We start from the raw sequence: 18,288 nt of genomic DNA, 5'->3' as shown, positions 1-18,288 counted from the left end.
CAATAGCAAGAGTGAACCACCTGATCCCTTCCCGAACTCAGAAGTGAAACCTCTTAGCGCTGATGGTAGTGTGGGGTTACCCATGTGAGAGTAAGTCATCGCCAGCTCATTATTCGAAACACCCCCTTCAATACGAAGGGGGTGTTTTTTTTGCAAGGAGAAAAGGGAAAGAAAAATGGAGAGGGAAATAGAGTGAAATTAATAATATATCTAATTAAATAATTCATTTATAAGGCGAATTGTTCCTAATAAAAGAATAAATTAGCTGAATAATGAGTATAAAAAAGACAAAAAATCGAGCGTTCTGTTTAAAATTATGCTATAAAAAATAAAACGGCATAAAAATTGCTTATAAAGTGCGGTTAATTATAGGGGAGTTATTAATGAAATTAGCGATGGGGTTAAAGGTTGCCAATTCCTTATCATTAACACCTCAATTACAACAAGCCATTCGTTTATTACAGCTTTCAAGTTTGGAATTGGAACAAGAAATTCAAATCCAACTCGACAGTAATCCTCTATTAGAGAAAGTTGAAGAACAAAATACCGTTGAAAGTTTAAATAGCTTACAAGAACAAGAAAGGGAAAATAAAGACTTAACCAATGAATTAAATGCCGATCATTTGCCTGATGAATTACCAGTGGATACAGAGTGGGATGATGTTTATACGCATCAACCCACAAGTTTAGGTGCTGCTGAGTTTGAAGAGCGCGAAGATAATCGGCAGGGTCATCAAAGTTTACAAGCGCATATGCTTGAGCAAGTTAATCTTTTACACTTTTCTATGATCGATAAACTAATTGCACACTGTATTATCGATGCTTTAGATAACAAAGGTTTTTTAGATTGTGACTTAAATGAAATTACCCAATCTGTTCAGCATCTTTTAGACTCTATGGATTATGAAGAAGAAGTCGAAGATGAAGAAGTTTTGGTGGTACTAAAGCATATTCAGCGTCTAGATCCTGTGGGTGTAGGCTCACGCAATCTTGCTGAATGTTTATTGGTACAAGTTGAAAATCTTCCTGAACATATCGAATATCGATATGAAGCTATTTTATTATTAAAAAATTATGAGTTGCTGATTACCAATGAATTACCCAAGTTGATTAAGCAAACCGGTTTAAATACGGAACAACTTAAACTTGCCATTTCTTTGTTAAAAACCTTAAAAGCACATCCAGGGCAAGAGTTTGAAGATAAAGATTCAGACTATCAAATTCCAGATGTTGTGGTACTAAAAAAGAATGAACATTGGTTGGTACAGTTAAATCCTGATGTAATGCCAAAACTACGGGTGAATTCTTTCTATGCCAATATGATCAAGCGTGCTGATCAAAGCGATGACAATCAATATTTACGTAATCAAATGCTTGAAGCTAAGAATTTCATTAAAAGTATTGATGAACGACATAAAACTTTATTAAAAGTGGCAACCTGTATTGTGGAGCATCAACGAGCGTTCTTTGAACAAGGGCCTGAGGCAATGAAGCCTTTGGTCCTGCGAGATATTGCGGAAGAAGTTGAACTCCATGAATCCACAGTTTCCCGTGTAACCACAAATAAATATATGCTCACACCACGTGGATTATTTGAGTTGAAATATTTCTTCTCAAGTCATGTTGGAACATCGTCTGGTGGGGAAGCGTCTTCGACGGCAATTCGTGCAAAAATTAAAAAGTTGATTGCAGAAGAAAATACACGTAAGCCTTTGTCTGATAATGCAATTGCAGTTTTGCTTAATGCAGAAGGTATTGATGTTGCTCGTCGTACAGTTGCGAAGTATCGTGAATCGTTACATATTCCATCATCTTCAGAGCGAAAAGTGTTGATCTAAATTTGAAAATCTGACTATTCTAGAGGTTCATTATGACGAAATAATGAATCTCTTTTTTTATAAGGAATGGCCGAAATGATCTGATTGTGTAAATGTATGCTTCGCATATTGAGTTGGATGATTCGGCTTGAACTTTTCCAGTCCTGAAAGAAGGTGAGGGATAGAATTATGCAGATTACAATTCGTGGCCATCATTTAACAATTACGCCAGCAATAGAAGAAAATATTCGTCTTAAATTTGCGGAAATGACCAAACATTTAGATCAGGTCAATAGTATGCAAGTCAAACTGACTAAAGATCATCAGGTTGATAAACGTTCAAAAAAAGGTAGTGATAATCATATTGCGGAAGCGATTATACGATTACCTGGGACAGAACTTTTTGCACAAGCGTGCGCTGATGATATGTATACCTCGATCAAAAAATTGTCTGAAAAATTAAAAAAACAATTACATAAACATCGAAAAATGCAGCTCATTTATATGCCTTTAACGGTTTAGATTGTAAATTGTACAAAAAGAGGTTTTTTATAACCTCTTTTTTTATATATATAATGTATGTGACTAATGAATTATTTTTTAGATTTATAGTAAAATGACGGGTTTTACACCGTTAGTCCTATATGGGGTCTTGTGATGAATAGTGAACAGCTCACTGAAATTTTAAAAGCTGCTTTTCCAGAAGCTGAGGTTGCAGTTAGTGGGCAAGGCGGCAAATTTGATCTACGCATTGTCGATGATCAATTTGAAGGCAAACGTCCTGTTGCTCGTCAACAATCTGTTTATGCACCTTTGAACTCCTACATTGCCAGCGGTGAAGTACATGCAGTAACAATTCGTGCAATGACCAAAGAAGAATGGCGCAAAGCAAGCTTATTCGGAGCTTAATAATTAATGGATAAATTTCTGATTCAGGGCGGTACTAAGCTCGAAGGTGAAGTTCGTATTTCTGGTGCGAAAAATGCTGCATTGCCATTACTCGCTGCAACTATCCTTGCGGATACACCTATTACATTAACTAATGTGCCAAATCTAAAAGATGTGAACACCTTAGTGAAATTGATCGCAGGTTTAGGTGTTCAAATCAGTTATGAAGGTGATACGGTTAAGGCTGATACTTCTAGCTTAGATAATCAATTTGCACCATATGAACTCGTGAAAACCATGCGTGCATCTATTTTGGTGCTTGGCCCGTTATTGGCACGCTATGGTAGTGCAAAAGTGTCTTTGCCGGGTGGATGTGCAATTGGTTCACGCCCTGTAGATCAACATTTAAAAGCTTTAGAAGCACTTGGTGCTGAGATCGAAGTTGAAGCAGGTTATGTGCATGCCAAAGTGGATGGTCGTCTAAAAGGTGGCGAAGTTGTCTTTGATATGGTCACAGTTGGTGGTACTGAAAATATTCTAACTGCTGCGGTTCTTGCAGACGGTGTAACGACCATTCGTAACGCGGCTCGTGAACCTGAAATTACCGATCTTGCTAATATGTTGATCAAGATGGGTGCAAAAATCGAAGGTTTGGACACAGATACTTTGGTTGTTACAGGTGTTGAAAGCCTACATGGCTGTGAATATGCCGTTGTTGCTGATCGTATTGAGACAGGTTCTTATCTCGCTGCAGCAGCGATCACTGGCGGTAAAATCAAAACCACACATACTGATCCAAACTTGTTGGAGTCTGTGCTAGATAAATTTGAAGAAATGGGCGCGGAAGTTACGCGCGGTGAAGATTGGATTGAACTGGATATGATGGGTAAACGCCCGAAAGCAGTTAGTTTCCAGACTTTACCACATCCAGAATTTCCAACCGATATGCAAGCACAGCTGATGGCTGTGAATGCAATTGGTCGTGGTTTTGCCACAATTTCTGAAACGATTTTCGAAAACCGTTTCATGCATGTACCTGAATTAGCACGTATGGGTGCTAATATTCAGGTTGAAGGTAATGATGCTGTTGTTACAGGTGTAGAGAAATTATCTGCTGCACCCGTGATGGCAACTGATTTACGAGCTTCTTTCTCATTGGTTTTAGCAGCACTTGCCGCTGATGGGGAAACGTTGATTGACCGTATCTATCATATTGACCGTGGTTATGAAGATGTTGAAGCGAAGTTACAAGGTTTAGGTGCCCAAATTAAGCGAGTAAGTTAATGAGCGATATGAGAAACGATGATCCCAATTTTGACGTAATGGGCAATTTTGATCATGGTTTAACTTTAGCATTAAGTAAGGGACGTATCTTAAAAGAAACTTTGCCATTGTTGGAAACAGCTGGCATTAACTTATTGGAAGATCCGGATAAATCTCGTAAGTTAATTTTTCCAACGACCCATAAGCACGTACGTATTTTAATTTTACGTGCTTCTGATGTACCAACTTATGTTGAAAATGGTGCTGCAGATATTGGGGTGGCAGGTAAAGATGTGCTGATGGAACATGGTGCACAAAATGTGTATGAACCATTGGACTTAAAAATTGCCAACTGTAAGTTAATGACCGCAGGTAAAGTCGGCATGGTTCGTCCGAAAGGTCGTTTAAAGATTGCAACCAAGTACGTCAATTTGACCCGTCAATATTATGCAAGCTTAGGCGAGCAAGTTGATGTGATCAAACTTTATGGTTCTATGGAACTTGCACCATTGGTTGGTTTAGGCGATTACATTGTCGATGTTGTGGATACCGGGAATACTTTACGTGCCAATGGTTTAGAGCCTTTGGAAGAAATCTGTAAAGTGTCTTCACGTTTAATCGTGAACAAAGCAAGCTTTAAACGTAAACAAACTTTGTTGAATCCAATTCTTGCACAGCTAGAAAAAGCCGTGGAAGAACGCGAGCAAGCAAAAAAAGCATAAGTTGTTAAGTTTCTAGCTATGCTGATCAAACCGCTCAAATTTGGGCGGTTTTTTTATGAAAACTGAAAAATAATGTTAAAACTGTATTTTCATCAATTTTAACGAAAGTTATTTTCAATAAAACTCCACATGAACACATGCGATAGATGTCCACAAGCTGCTGTAAAACAGGTAAACTAATCTTTTCCAATAGATTACCTTGTGGGTAAATTGATGCGACGTTTATCGACTCAAGATCAAAACTTCAAGCAAGCTTTTGCTGACTTGTTGGCTTTTGAAACTGTGAATGATCCAGAACTTTTAAAAACCGTTGACCAAATCATTGCTGATGTTCGTCAGCATGGTGATGCTCATGTTCTTAAATTGACACAGCAGTTCGATCGACATCCAGCGCATCAATTCTCAGAATTAGAGCTGACACAAGAACAGTTGAAAGCAGCATTTGAGGGGTTAAGTTCAGAAGTGCGTGAGGCCTTAGAACTTGCTGCGAACCGTGTTCGTGAATTTCACCAAGCGCAAAAGCAAGACGGCTGGACCTATGTCGATGCTTTAGGAAATACGCTTGGTCAAAAAGTCACACCACTGGACCGTGTGGGTATCTATGTGCCGGGCGGTTTAGCTTCTTATCCGTCATCTGTATTGATGAATGCTGTGCCTGCGCATGTTGCTGGCGTGCCTGAAATTATTATGGTGGTGCCTGCGCCGAACGGTGATTTGAATCCATTGGTTTTGGCGGCAGCTTATTTAGCCGGCGTACACCGTGTATTTACCATTGGCGGCGCGCAAGCGGTTGCAGCATTGGCTTACGGCACAGAAACCATCCCATCTGTGGATAAAATCACTGGCCCGGGCAACCGTTTTGTTGCGGCAGCAAAACGTGCAGTATTTGGTCAAGTTGGCATTGATATGATTGCAGGGCCATCCGAAATTTTGGTCTATGCAGAAGGTCAAAATAACGCTGAATGGCTGGCGATGGATTTGTTGTCTCAAGCGGAACATGACACTGTGGCTCAAGCGGTGTTCATTACGCCAGATGCGGATCTTTTAGATCAAGTAGAGCAATGGATTGAAAAGCATTTAGAAGCTTTGCCTAAAGCAGATATCGCGCGCACTTCAATTGAAAACCGTGGTGCATTAGTTTTAGTCAAAGACCGTGCTGAAGGCGCTGAATTGATTAACCAGGTTGCGCCTGAACATTTGATGCTGTGCTTAGATCAAGCGCAGGAAATGGCTGAAGATATCCGCCATGCCGGTGCAATTTTTATGGGTCGATATACGCCTGAAGCGATTGGTGATTACTGTGCAGGTCCAAACCACGTGTTGCCTACTTCGGGCACAGCGCGTTTTTCATCACCGCTCGGTGTTTATGATTTCCAAAAGCGCTCAAGTTTAATTATGTGCTCTGAAGATGGTGTGAAAAGTTTAGCGAAAACGGCTGATACATTAGCGGAGCAGGAAAACTTAGATGCGCATGCGCGTTCAGCACGCTATCGTTATCAGTAAGAAAATATAGACTAGGTGAAAAACTTAGTTTTCCAAAACTATAAACCTCTCCCTAACCCTCTCCTGAAAGGAGAGGGGAAATCTCATAAAATGAATATTCCTCTCCCTGAACGAGCTTTAAGGATTCCTTTAAAGCGAAGTGCAAGAGAGGTTAGGAGAGGGTGAGAAAGAGCAAAATAAAATGCCAAATATTACCGCTGAACAAATGCGTTTTTGGAGTCCTGATGTACGTGAATTAGAGCCGTACACACCGGGTGAACAGCCTAAAATCCAAAATATTTTAAAACTCAATACCAATGAAAACCCGTATCCGCCATCGCCAAAAGTGGTGGAAGCAGTTCAAAAAGTGTTGGCAAATTCTGCTGATGTTTTACGTTTATATCCAGATCCAGATGCGTCTGAGTTAAAGCAAGCGATTGCAAAACAGCAGCATGTGCCTGTTGAACAGGTCTTTGTTGGTAATGGTTCGGATGAGGTGCTGGCGCATATTTTTAAAGCCTTTTTTGTGCAAGAACTGCCGGTTCTGTATCCAGATATTACCTACAGTTTTTATCCGGTATATAGCCAATTTTTTGGTATAGCTGCCAATACTAAAATTTTGCCGCTGAACGATGATTTTGAAATTGTTATTGATGACTATAAACAGCCGAATGGCGGCATCATCATTACCAATCCGAATGCACCAACCAGCATTGCTTTAGGTTTGTCTGCAATTGAGGAAGTCCTGCAAGCCAATCCAAATTCAGTGGTTGTGATTGATGAAGCGTATGTCGATTTCGGTGCGGAATCTACTGTGGCTTTGGTTGCGAAATATGAAAACCTTGTGGTTTGTCAAACGACGTCTAAGTCGCGTTCACTTGCCGGTTTGCGCGTTGGTTTCGCGATTGCGCAGCCGCATTTAATCGCAGCGCTTGAAGCGGTAAAAAACAGCTTTAACTCCTATCCGATGGACCGTTTTGCGATTGCAGCAGCCGTGGCGTCATTTGAGGATCAAGCGTATTTTGAAGCGCAAAATGCCAAAGTGATTGCGAGCCGTGAAAAACTAGTAGAGCAGCTGTCTGAGCTGGGCTTTAAGGTATTGCCGTCTGCGGCAAACTTTATTTTTGCCTCATTGCCAAATAAAGATGCAGGTGAGTTGGCTGCTGAATTACGCGAACGCGGGATTATTGTGCGTTACTTCAATAAGCCGCGGATTAATCAATTCCTACGTATCACCATTGGTACAGATGAACAAAATCAGCGCCTTGTGGATACGCTTAAAAACGATATTTTGGTTTGATTGCTGCAAGCTACTATAAATTTAAATCTACCCTAATCTTCCTTTCGAAAAGGTGAGAAGCACTGCTTCGCAAGGGGAGGGTTATAAAAAAGCGATTCAATTGAATCGCTTTTTTGTTTAATCTGGCGTATACCACGTATTTAACAAATCCAGCATGGCTTCGACTTTATCAAAGCATTCTTGATATTCAGCATCGCAATCTGACGTGATGGTGATTCCACCGCCCGCCCACAGCGAAACCTGATCTTGGTATTTTTGAATAGAGCGGATCAAAATATTCCAAGTGCCCGTGCCATCGTGATTAAAATAACCCATCGAGCCGCAATAGGCGCCGCGCGGGGCGCCTTCAAGTTCATCAATAATTTGCATCGCGCGAATTTTAGGCGCGCCGGTAATCGAACCGCCTGGCAGGGCAGACATCAGAACCTCAAAAGGGTGTACATCTGTTTTCAGCACGGCCTCAACTTCACTGACCATGTGATGCACTTGATTAAAACTTTCAATATCAAAAAGTTTAGGTGTTTTTACAGAACCTATTTCTGCATAAACACTCAAATCATTACGCAGTAAGTCGACAATCATGACATTCTCAGCCATGTCTTTTTCAGATGATTTTAACCGTTGTTTTGACTGCGCATCTAACACTGAATCTTCATAGCGAGGCATCGTGCCTTTGATTGGCTTAGTAATAATCTTGCGTTCAGGCTTAAAATCTATAAAAAGCTCAGGCGAACAACTTAAAATTTCAAAATCATCAATACGTAAGTAGCCTGAATATGGTGCATCAGTCAGTGACCAAAATTCTTGAGCAGTATCTAAGAGTGAACCGTTTGCTTGAGCTGTGAACTCTTGTGTTAAATTAATTTGATAGCAATCGCCCGCTTTAATATATTCCTGCACTTGATCAAAGGCTTTTGTGTAGTCTGACTTGGACCATCTTGCAGTACATTTTTGCGTTAATTTAAATTGATTCTGAGTGATCTCGGTTTGAATGAACTGAACAATGTAGTCGTAAATCTTAGCTGCAGAATGATCAGAACTATAAAAATACCAACCATCATCTTCTAATTTTAAAAAACTGGAAAATTGTCCTAAAAACAAGCGAGGTTGCGCTTTGGCATGCAGGGAAATCTGTTGTTGCGCTGCATAATCATAGCTAATAAAACCAGCCCAGCCCCCAGAAAACCCGCTGCCTAATTTTGAACATAAATCTTGGAAGGCGATATCTTGCAAGGGCTGAGTATCACATTCCTCATATTGATCTAAATTAGTACGGACATAAGTTTTAAGTTCATCATTTTTAAATTGTTGATATTGATTTGCCAAAAAGCAAATAACAGGTTGTTTTTGATCTTCTAAAAAAATCACATGTGACAAGGGTGCAAGCGCTTGCAAAATAATTTGAGCACTAACAGTTTGTTTGAGAATAATTTTTTTAAAAGAAATCGGTTTTTGCATCAACAGAGAAATTAAATTTAAAGACTAAAATGGATTTTATACCATTCCTAATTCATTTGGTTTGCAAATACCGTTTATCGGTAAGAATTAGATTGCGACCAACGACAGTTGAACAAATTTCAGCTTGGATATAATTTAATCGAGCGAGCAAACAACTCAAGGAAAGATTTAACAGTTGTCACAAAATAATATTACAGCTGAATAAATCGAGTGATTGAAAATCAAAAAAAAATAAATACTCTTGGGAGAGTACCGTATGAAAAATTTCACTAAATTAGCTCTAGTTTCTTCAATCGCATTTAGTGCGAATGCTATGGCTATGCAAGCAATGGACGATGCTGCACTTAGTTCTACCACTGGTCAAGATGGTATTAACATCGGGATTGGTATTTCAAAAATTGAAATCGATAAACTTTTTATTCACGATAATGACGGTTTAAATGGGACTAAAGATGCAACTACAGGAATTGCTCCAAATGCAGGAGCGATTGTTATTAAGGGAAATGGTCAATCAGTATTGGTAGGTGGTAAAGAAACTAATGTTGTTAAAGATAAAGGTTTAGTCATTGGTGCAAACTATGATAACGGTGGTGCTTACCTTTTAACTACAGGTAATTTAGCTGATTTACGTATCGACACTGATGCAGGTACTGGTACAAATGGTGCATTCATTAATATTGCAGCAGATGTGTCTGGTTTAGATATTAATATCGGTGAAATTGGTGTAACTGCATCAGGAACTGCGAGTACGACGAGTATTCGCCGCGGTGGTGATGATAAAAACTACAACGCAATTTTATCTGGTCTTTCTTTGAAAACAGGTAAGATGACAGCGAATATTCAGTTAGGTGCTGCTCCACAAGGTGCAATGATTAAACTAAGTACGACAATGGTTGGTGGTTTAGAAATTAAAAATCTAGGTATCCTTGATGCATCAACTAAAAAAGGTTTGGGCGATGGCACAAGTGTGGCTAACCGTGCAGCGGGTGAAATCTTTATCGAAAGCATCAAAGTTGCTGATGCGGGTAAATCTGATTTAACCATTAACCAAGATGTCCGTGTTTATGGTAAAGATGGCACAAACAATGGTTATATTCAAATGGTAAGCAACTCTGGACCAATTGATAACTATGTGAGAGGTGTTCATTTAGGTAGCCGTGATGCTGGTTCAATTGGTGATATCGAGGTTCAAGGTTTGCAGACATATTATAGCCCTTCTTTAGGTGCTTATACTCGAGGTTCTGTAATTACAATTTCTAGTAAGTAATTTAGAGCAAAAATAAGGCGCGTGTTGATCACGCGCTTTTTTTTACAAAAATGTGCGGAATGACCCAATAAAGCATAAAAAAATGCTGTTTTTTTATAAAAAAAAAGGTATCTTGCATAATACATGGATGTAGAGCTTTAGCTCTAAAAAATAATGAAAAAAGGCACATCATTGCCGATAACTAAAAGTTAGAAGATATGTTAGAGATAGCTGTAGGCTCGGCATTGATGTATTACTTTGCCAAAGAGTCCTTTGATTTAAAAGAAAAGCCAGTGGGAACAGTTCACTATACCGAAACATTGGATTCACGAAATGATTCCTTTACTCGGATGCACCGTGAAACTGTAAAAATTAAACCTGCCATAGAAGATCAATTTCGAGGCATCGTTCGGCAAGCCTACGACTACAGTTGTGGTTCGGCGGCCTTAACTACTTTATTAAATGGTTATGTAGGTACACAGCTGACTGAGCAACAGACCATGAATGGTTTGCTGAAATTTGGTGAAACTGAAAAAATTATCGAACGTCGAAGTTTCTCCTTATTAGACATGAAACGTTTTGTCGCTGCTGTCGGGCTAGAAAGTGGGGGCTACAAAGGGGAGTTTTCAGATCTAGTTAAGCAAGGCCAACCTGCGATTGTTCCCATTTCATATGCTGGTTTTAAACATTTTGTGGTGTTTAAAGCCTATAAAGATGGGCGTGTTTATGTTGCAGATCCAGCACTGGGCAATATCAGTTTCGATGAAGTTCGATTCCAAGAAATATGGGAAAACAACACATTATTTTTAATCAATGTTGCGCCTGAGCAACGTAAAAATTTATTGGCTTTGCAAGATTCAGACTTGCGACATGTTGAAGATGCAACCGTGAACCGTTATGCATTGGTTGATATTCAATATCCGCAGTTTTACATGGAAAAAATTGCAGACAAGGCATCTACGATACGACTTGATAAAAATATGAATGAAGAGTCGGAATCATATGGTAAATCGAATTACAACTTTCTAAGGCTTTACTATAAGAGTAAATAATTAGATGAATGCGTATAACAAAGCGTCAGGATTAAAAAAATAAAAACGGTGGGAAGGAACATGAATCGTAAATGGATGAACAAAACACTACTAGCCATGAGTATTCAGGTGGTGATGGGGGTTGCCTATGCAGCTGAAGAGCCAAGCCTTGGAGAATATGATCCGGTTGAACAAGAGACAGCAGTAGAAGAGTCTGTATCTCCTACTGCTGTAACCCAGGCTGATACTGTACAAGAAGCTGCTGCCGAGCCAGAAATTGGACAGTATGAATCTGTTGAAGAGCCAGTACAAGCTGAGGTACCACCAGTAGAAAGTGCGACTGCCACTGAAAAGGCATCGACAGCACTTCAACAGCAAGAGGGTGATGCGAGTCAAGAAGCTAACTTACAGGAAGTATTTAGCTCGAATGAACGTCAGTATTCATTGATTAAAAAAGGTGAAATATCATCTTTTTACGATATCGATTATACCTATTACCGTGATACTCAACTTGATATGGAAATGGCACAAGGCCAACTTTATCAACTCCGTGTACAAGAGAATGCCACACACTCAATGACCAATACATTTACCGTGCAATACGGTGTAATGGACAATTTGACATTCTCTGCATCTGTGCCTTTAGTAGCAAAAACTGATTTATTAAAAGATACTTCAACTGCTGGTTTAGGGGATATTTCTTTAGGCGCACGCTGGGAACCATTCCCACTGAAGCAAGGTCGTTTGCCTCTTATTTTATTTGGTAATTTGTCCACGAAAACTGGTGATAGTCCATACGAAATTAATGCTGTAAATGATCTAGCAACAGGTAAAGGTTACTATTCTGCAGGTATCGGTGCCAGCACACGTAAATATATTGATCCCGTTGTGTTGTTTGCATCCGTCTCGGCAAACTATGGTTTCAAAGAAACTGACTTAAACCAACGTCGTGGTTCGCGAGTCATTGAAGAGTTTGAACCGGGGATTAGTGGCGGTTTTGCATTCGGTTTTGCATACTCGTTTAACTACGATGTTTCCCTTACCATGTCATATCAACAAAGTTTCAATACCGGCGCAGAATTTACGTATAGCAGTGGCGAATCCTATTCACCTGCAGACCAAACCAGTTCAACTCTAGCGATTTCTTTAGGTGTACGTGTATCTCCAGAGACCATTGTGAATGGTACGGTGGGGTTAGGTTTAACTGAAGATGCACCAGATGTGTCATTAGGGTTGTCTTTCCCGTTGGATATTCTAGGTTTTGGAAAAAAACTTCGTTAAGAGGGCTGTCGTATGCGTAAAATTCGACTCAGCCCACTTGTTAGTGCGATCGTTTTAACGGGCTGTTCTAGTGCTGCTTTTGCACAATTGGGTACCAACCTTTCAGTTGATGTAAGGTCACTTGCATTAGGTAATGCTGTGACTGCTGATCCTCCGGGGATTAGTGCCGTGCATTTTAACCCTGCAGCATTAACCAAAATTGAAGGTTTGCAAACCGATATGCAGGGGATCATTGCAAACTTTGATATTCAACGTGAATTTACCGTTCCTGCGGGTTATAACGTCTTTGGCTATTCTGATGATCCAATGGTCTGTAATGATGGCCCTGAAGTAACGGCAGATATTTGTACGGACTTTAAAGATAAGGTTTCTGGTGATGTTGAATATGCATCCCTATATGTACCTGTCTTAAAAAAGATGGTGGATTTTGGTGCTGGACAACCCATTGCCGCGCCAACGATGGGGATTGCCTACAATCCACCGGGTTCAAAAGCAACATTTGCATCAGCCGTTTATGCACCTTTGATTGCGGGTTTTGGTGCTGAAAATGGTAACCCGGGTAATTTCATGGGGCAACAAGTTGCTCTAGAGCGTATTACTTATCTATCGCCAACTGTAGGTTATCAAGTCAGTGATGAGCTATCGATTGGTGGTGGTGTCGGGATGTCCTATCAAGCCATTGGATTGAAATCTGATCTACGATTTCCTAATGAGTTGATCGGCATGTTAAGGATGATTGATGAGGTCGTCTGTACGCCATTCAAGGAAAATTCGGACATTATTACCGACATCTTGCTATTGGGGATGTGTAATACCGAAGAAGGGATGAACCCATTTGGTAAATTTGGTCAGATGGAATTGGCTTTAGAGCAGTCGCTGAGCCCAAGTTATAACTTAGGGGTTTTGTGGGAGCCACGCGAAGATTTTAGTTTTGGTATGGTGTACCAAAGCGCTGCGAAAATGCGCATGAAAGGCCGTTATCGCATTCATAATGCAAAAGCGCCTCAGGAGATGATTAAGGGATTAATGTCATCACCAACAGGTCAAATTTTAGCTGCAATTTTAGGTTTCCCAAATGCCGTGCCAAACTCGGAGTCGGGTTTAGTTTCGATGGATTTTGAATATCCACAGCATGTACAGGCCGGGATCAAATATAAGGTCATGCCTGATTTACAAATCAATTTTGATGTGGGCTGGACCGATTATCGTGCTTGGGACAAATTCCGTTTTGAATTCGACCGTCAAATTTCAGCGCTGAAAATTGCAAAATTATTATCTGAAAATGTGACCGATAATTCTTTGGCCTTACCTTTGAAATTTACATCGCCTTGGAACTGGGGTATTGGTATTGAATATTCTGCAACAGATCGTTTGAAACTACGTGCAGGCTATGAACCACGGAGTACGTCTATTCCTGATGGTAAGCGAAATACCATGGTCCCAATTAATGGTGCGCAGCTCTTTGGTATGGGGATTGGATATCGTTTTGATGCAGATACGGATTTAGATTTATCAATCGGCTTTTTACGCAGTAAAGATAACATTCCAGCGAATACTAGTAGTCTTGCAAACTTAACCGGTGTGAATAACTTACTTTTAAACCCATATGCTGGACTGAATGTAAAAACCGATACGAAAATCACCATCCTAGGATTAAATTACAGAACTCGTTGGTAGGATAAGCAGACAGAATGAAAAGGATTTTATTCATAAAAACGTTACTTGCACTGTCTGTGGTGCAAGTGTCGTATACCAACGCTGGGGCGTTTCATACCATTATTGGGCCAGATGGGCGCCCAATGGTGGTACAAGTGCAAGAAAAACCGGCAAAGAAATCTAAAGAAAGTCCAACTGCAAAAACGATTGATTCTCAACCTATACAACAAATTACTCAACCATCTGTAAGCATTAGTCCGTCTCAAACCAAGACACCGATAACACGTCAAACGAGTCCAACAGCACAGACTGTTGAATCACTGAAGTCTCAACGTTTAAGTGTACGTGAGCCGGAAAAACGGGATGAAATTAAAGCTGTCACAGTAGATAAAATTAAAAACGTCTCAGGTGATAAAGTTCCCAAATCTGAAAAGTCAGTACAAGCGTCAGATACTTCAGCAAAAGTCTTACCTTCAACAACATGGACAGAGAAGTTACAGCAATCAGAGCTAACCCAACCTCGTGAAGCGTATCAGTCCAAAGTTCTAGCTGAAAAAGATAAACCTGTCGTCGAGAAAAAGATCCTTGCTGAGAAAGTAGTCAGCACTGATCAATCCGTACAATCTTCAGGTGAAAACTTAGAAAATCATCCTTCAAAACAATCGGCTAAGGCAAAACAAGAGCAAGGCTTTTCGACCATGGCTGGTGAAAAGTATGTCAATAATGAATATCTTGAAGATAAAGAGTTTAACTTAGAAGGCAAAAAGCGCTTTTACACCATGCCCGAAGGCGTTATTGACAGCAAGATGGGGCAAACGCGGATGCAAACCATTGAACGTGAAAAAGGTGTCAGTCGCTCCGTCATTGATAATTTATTTAAACGCAATCAACCCGAAGATACAGGCCCAATCACTTTAGCCACATCGTATTATCGGGTCTCACAAGCTGACACCATTCAAGGTTTAGGTCAGCAATGTTTTTCGAATAAAAAAATGAAGAAAGCCAAAGAGCTCGACTTAGCTCAAGATATTAATTTATGGCCTCGAGCACCGTTGTCGGACGAATTTGACTATGAAGTCGTAAAACTAAAATCACCATTACAAAATATTCGTATACATTCATTTGCATCCAAAGTACAAAGTCCTACATTTTATTGGCCATTTGCGGTATTTTTAGACAGAAATGGCTGTGTCATGGAAGGCGCAGGTGGATTTAAAAATAACCAAGGTGAAGCGGATCATCTTTATCATGAAAAAATAGAAGGCGTGATTCAAGTGCCTAAAGGTAGCCAGTATTTATTCTTAACGCCTTTAGCAACAGCAATAGACGTCGATGGCCGCGTATTAACCAATCAAGGCCAACTTAAATTAACAGCAATCCGTTAAGGACATAAGAAAGAGAATTAGGATGAAAAATAAAATTTTATTACCGTTTGCTTTAACGGCATTGGTTGCAGCGCTCAGTGGCTGTGGCGGTGAAAGTGCAAATGTGAATCCTGAAATTTATGATACCAGTACGACTAATGGTACTTGTAAAAGTAATACCGAAGGCTGTGTCGAGTTTGTTTTAGATTATCCAATTGAAGGTCTGAACTTTAATTGTTCGAGCGACGTTAAAAATACCTATATTACCTTGTTTGATCTAAAAGAGGGTGTTTCGACAGGTGCTTGTAAGATTGGCGATACGGTAACTTTCTTTGTCCAAGGTGAAAAATCACGTCGAATTGATTTGGGTAAAGTGGATTTGAAGCAAATTTCAAATGTAGCCAGTGGCACGACACCCCCACGTTTGACCTTATTGGATTTGGCTGCCGGCATCGCGGGTAAACCTGCTGCAACGATTTCAAATAGCGACGCAACGGTTAAAGTGGCCATGCGTTTAGCCAAAATCATTCAAGCCTTGGCATTGAAAAATAATAGTGCAGTTACAGCTACAGACATCCAAGCGGTTTATATCAACAATGCAGATAAAGTTTTGATTGATCAAATCACGCGGAATGTCGCGACAGCAGATTTCAGTATCAGTTCAGATACGGAATTTAATGACCTGTTTATACCTTGGCTAGACCTGTCCGAAGTCAGCAATGAAAATGCATTTACCTTAGTTTCAAAACTCATGAATATCTCAACGGCTGCGGTATATCAGCCTGAGTTTGCGTTATTTTCAACTGATGGCGTGATTACCAATGCCAGTGGTTCAAATGGACTGGTCGGCTGTGACAAAAATGAATGTTTGCCGACCGATAGTTCAAAAGTCAATTTATTTGGTCATTTCATGTTAATGACGGACCGCCAAGGTATGACCTTTGGTAGTGGTTTACAGTGGAAGGGCAAAGTTGATCAACAGTTGAGTACCATTGGTGGTGTGAATGTCTTGCTCTTGACGCAGGTTCGACCAACACGTTTAACAGCAACGCCACAGGACAATTGGATCGATCCGCTTACCAAGCAAATTGATAAACCTGGCATACTGGGTTTCCGTTTTGATGCAGAAGAAGCAAACTCTGGCCCTCTGATTATTAAACAAGGGACGCTACTTGCCGACAAAATGGTGGTCGGTACAGGTGGAAGTTTATATAAAACGTTAATGGCTAAAAAAGATGATTACGTTCTGACGGCCGATGATAAGAAAAAATTAGGTCTTTGGGAGCAAAACATTAACCAAGTGCAATTTAAAGGCACGATGGATTTATACAAGCTTTATCCGTTATCGTATTTAGACAAAAAAGTCTTTAAGTCTGTTGAAAATGTTGCTACTGGACAAAATTATATCTTCCCCTTGTATGCAGATTTAACCTTTAAATTTACCGATACTTCGATTAAAACAGTGAAATTGGGTGTGGTGATTGACCGTAATGGTGATATTCGCACAAATATAAAATCTGGCGTGCCAGATGATGTATTTACTCGTCAAGATAGTCAAATTGTCGATTTGTCTACACACGCGACGGAAGGCTGTAGCGGAAAAGATGTGCTCGATCCACTGTTAATGAAAGATGATAAAGGTGTACAGCAATATCGTATCGGAACGACAACCCGTACCTTTACGCCTGAAGGAAATATCAATCCAAATACCATTTCGATTCGTATGATTTTAGCTGACCCATATTTCCATACCCTTGATGGCGCGTTAATTGGAATGAACTCAAGTGTGAAAACTTCAGCGGACACCTCAATGGTTGTGGGCGGTGCTTTAGTGCAGTTACACAATATGATCAATGCCAATGCAGGCACACGTCCCTCTGGCGTTGCTTTGACAGATTCGGATAATAAAGTGGTGAAATGGGGGAATAGTTTGGCCAGCTTTAGTTATATTTATAGCTTAAAAAATCCAAATGATACTGCAGCTGCTCAAACGGCGAAGTTAAGTGGCGGTGATATTTCCTTAGATTTAGCCCCTTGTTACACCATCAAGGCAAAATAATCGTTAAATATGAGTAAAATAAAAACCCATCTTATGATGGGTTTTTTAATCAAGAGACCAGCAAATTAACCTGTGTGATCGAGTCGCGTACCAAGGGTTTCGAGATGCATTTCAAATTGACCTGTTTTGCGGTCAGCAAAATAATGCCGCAGCGTTCTTTCCACACTTGGAAAGGCTAAATCATCCCAAGGAATTTCTTCTTCACTAAACAATCGAGATTCAATGGTTTCATCACCCGCACCAAACTCACCATTGATTAGTTCAGATTTGAACAAGGCATAAATTTGCCCAATACGGGGAATGTTATACATGCAATACAGTTGCTCAATATTGACTTCTGCTTCAGCTTCTTCGCGAGTCTCACGCGCTGCACCTTGCTCCATCGTCTCATAGAGTTCCATATAGCCAGCAGGTAATGTCCATAGCCCATAACGTGGCTCAATCGCACGACGGCAAAGTAAAACTTGATTGTCCCAAACGGCTAAAGCACCACAAATGACTTTAGGATTCACATAATGAATAAACCCACATGCGGTACAAATACGGCGTATCTGATGATCTCCAAGCGGGATCGCTTCTTTTGTTTTTTGTCCGCAGTTTGAGCAAAAGTTCATATTCATCGTCATGGATTGTGTGAACCGTCAGAATAACTTAAAAATAAAACTTTGGCATCATTTCTAACCAGCTTGGCCGAAATTCAGCTATGATGAAAACAAGATAA

Annotated in this window: 15 protein-coding genes and 1 rRNA gene; 14 read left to right on the top strand and 2 right to left on the bottom strand. The window is 40.2% G+C overall.

What is annotated here, in order from left to right; translation table 11 throughout:
• The 8 genes from rrf to hisC all read left to right on the top strand — a co-directional run.
• Positions 1-107 (top strand): 5S ribosomal RNA (gene rrf / locus FTU77_RS09035); the annotation flags it as partial.
• A 276-nt stretch (positions 108-383) separates the two neighbouring features.
• On the top strand, positions 384-1,838 hold the full coding sequence (locus FTU77_RS09030; RefSeq protein WP_180055596.1) for an RNA polymerase factor sigma-54: 1,455 nt from the start codon (positions 384-386) through the stop codon (positions 1,836-1,838).
• Between the two features lie 168 nt (positions 1,839-2,006).
• Positions 2,007-2,339 (top strand): ribosome hibernation-promoting factor, HPF/YfiA family, encoded by a 333-nt coding sequence (gene hpf, locus FTU77_RS09025; RefSeq protein WP_078191195.1) that lies wholly within the window; start codon positions 2,007-2,009, stop codon positions 2,337-2,339.
• 135 nt (positions 2,340-2,474) lie between these two features.
• Positions 2,475-2,726, top strand: coding sequence for a BolA family iron metabolism protein IbaG (gene ibaG, locus FTU77_RS09020; RefSeq protein WP_078191194.1), 252 nt, complete (start codon positions 2,475-2,477; stop codon positions 2,724-2,726).
• 6 nt (positions 2,727-2,732) lie between these two features.
• Complete coding sequence (gene murA, locus FTU77_RS09015; RefSeq protein ID WP_078191193.1) at positions 2,733-3,989, top strand: UDP-N-acetylglucosamine 1-carboxyvinyltransferase; 1,257 nt, start codon at positions 2,733-2,735, stop codon at positions 3,987-3,989.
• Positions 3,989-4,690 carry an ATP phosphoribosyltransferase gene (gene hisG / locus FTU77_RS09010; RefSeq protein ID WP_180021457.1) on the top strand — a complete coding sequence of 234 codons (702 nt, stop codon included), beginning with the start codon at positions 3,989-3,991 and terminating at the stop codon, positions 4,688-4,690. The genes murA and hisG overlap by 1 nt, the downstream gene beginning before the upstream one ends.
• A gap of 201 nt (positions 4,691-4,891) precedes the next feature.
• Positions 4,892-6,193 (top strand): histidinol dehydrogenase, encoded by a 1,302-nt coding sequence (gene hisD, locus FTU77_RS09005; protein WP_180008575.1) that lies wholly within the window; start codon positions 4,892-4,894, stop codon positions 6,191-6,193.
• 181 nt (positions 6,194-6,374) lie between these two features.
• Positions 6,375-7,472: a histidinol-phosphate transaminase gene (gene hisC, locus FTU77_RS09000; RefSeq protein ID WP_180055595.1), complete on the top strand. Its 1,098-nt coding sequence runs from the start codon at positions 6,375-6,377 to the stop codon at positions 7,470-7,472.
• A 117-nt stretch (positions 7,473-7,589) separates the two neighbouring features.
• Here hisC and pabB read toward each other — a convergent pair whose 3' ends face one another.
• Positions 7,590-8,930, bottom strand: coding sequence for an aminodeoxychorismate synthase component I (gene pabB / locus FTU77_RS08995; RefSeq protein ID WP_180055594.1), 1,341 nt, complete (start codon positions 8,928-8,930; stop codon positions 7,590-7,592).
• Positions 8,931-9,186: 256 nt separating this feature from the next.
• Here pabB and FTU77_RS08990 point away from each other — a divergent pair, with 256 nt between their 5' ends.
• The 6 genes from FTU77_RS08990 (at position 9,187) to FTU77_RS08965 (ending at position 17,567) form a co-directional block, all read left to right on the top strand.
• Positions 9,187-10,197, top strand: a complete 1,011-nt coding sequence (locus FTU77_RS08990; protein ID WP_180055593.1) for a DUF6160 family protein — start codon at positions 9,187-9,189, stop codon at positions 10,195-10,197.
• A 197-nt stretch (positions 10,198-10,394) separates the two neighbouring features.
• Positions 10,395-11,228: a C39 family peptidase gene (locus FTU77_RS08985; protein ID WP_180021447.1), complete on the top strand. Its 834-nt coding sequence runs from the start codon at positions 10,395-10,397 to the stop codon at positions 11,226-11,228.
• Between the two features lie 60 nt (positions 11,229-11,288).
• Positions 11,289-12,488, top strand: a complete 1,200-nt coding sequence (locus tag FTU77_RS08980) for a hypothetical protein (protein WP_180055592.1) — start codon at positions 11,289-11,291, stop codon at positions 12,486-12,488.
• A 12-nt stretch (positions 12,489-12,500) separates the two neighbouring features.
• Complete coding sequence (locus FTU77_RS08975) at positions 12,501-14,165, top strand: OmpP1/FadL family transporter (protein WP_078192369.1); 1,665 nt, start codon at positions 12,501-12,503, stop codon at positions 14,163-14,165.
• Positions 14,166-14,179: 14 nt separating this feature from the next.
• Positions 14,180-15,529: a putative pilus assembly protein FilE gene (filE, locus tag FTU77_RS08970; RefSeq protein ID WP_180055591.1), complete on the top strand. Its 1,350-nt coding sequence runs from the start codon at positions 14,180-14,182 to the stop codon at positions 15,527-15,529.
• 22 nt (positions 15,530-15,551) lie between these two features.
• Entirely contained in the window at positions 15,552-17,567 is a 2,016-nt protein-coding gene (locus FTU77_RS08965; RefSeq protein WP_180055590.1) for a hypothetical protein, read from the top strand.
• 65 nt (positions 17,568-17,632) lie between these two features.
• Here the strand turns inward: FTU77_RS08965 and FTU77_RS08960 are convergent, their stop codons facing one another.
• On the bottom strand, positions 17,633-18,181 hold the full coding sequence (locus tag FTU77_RS08960; RefSeq protein ID WP_180009934.1) for an NUDIX hydrolase: 549 nt from the start codon (positions 18,179-18,181) through the stop codon (positions 17,633-17,635).
• Between the last annotated feature and the right edge of the window lie 107 nt (positions 18,182-18,288).

The organism is Acinetobacter sp. YH12142 (assembly GCF_013418435.1).
In the GTDB taxonomy this organism is placed as follows: domain Bacteria; phylum Pseudomonadota; class Gammaproteobacteria; order Pseudomonadales; family Moraxellaceae; genus Acinetobacter; species Acinetobacter amyesii.
This window is presented reverse-complemented; position numbering and strand designations above follow the sequence as displayed.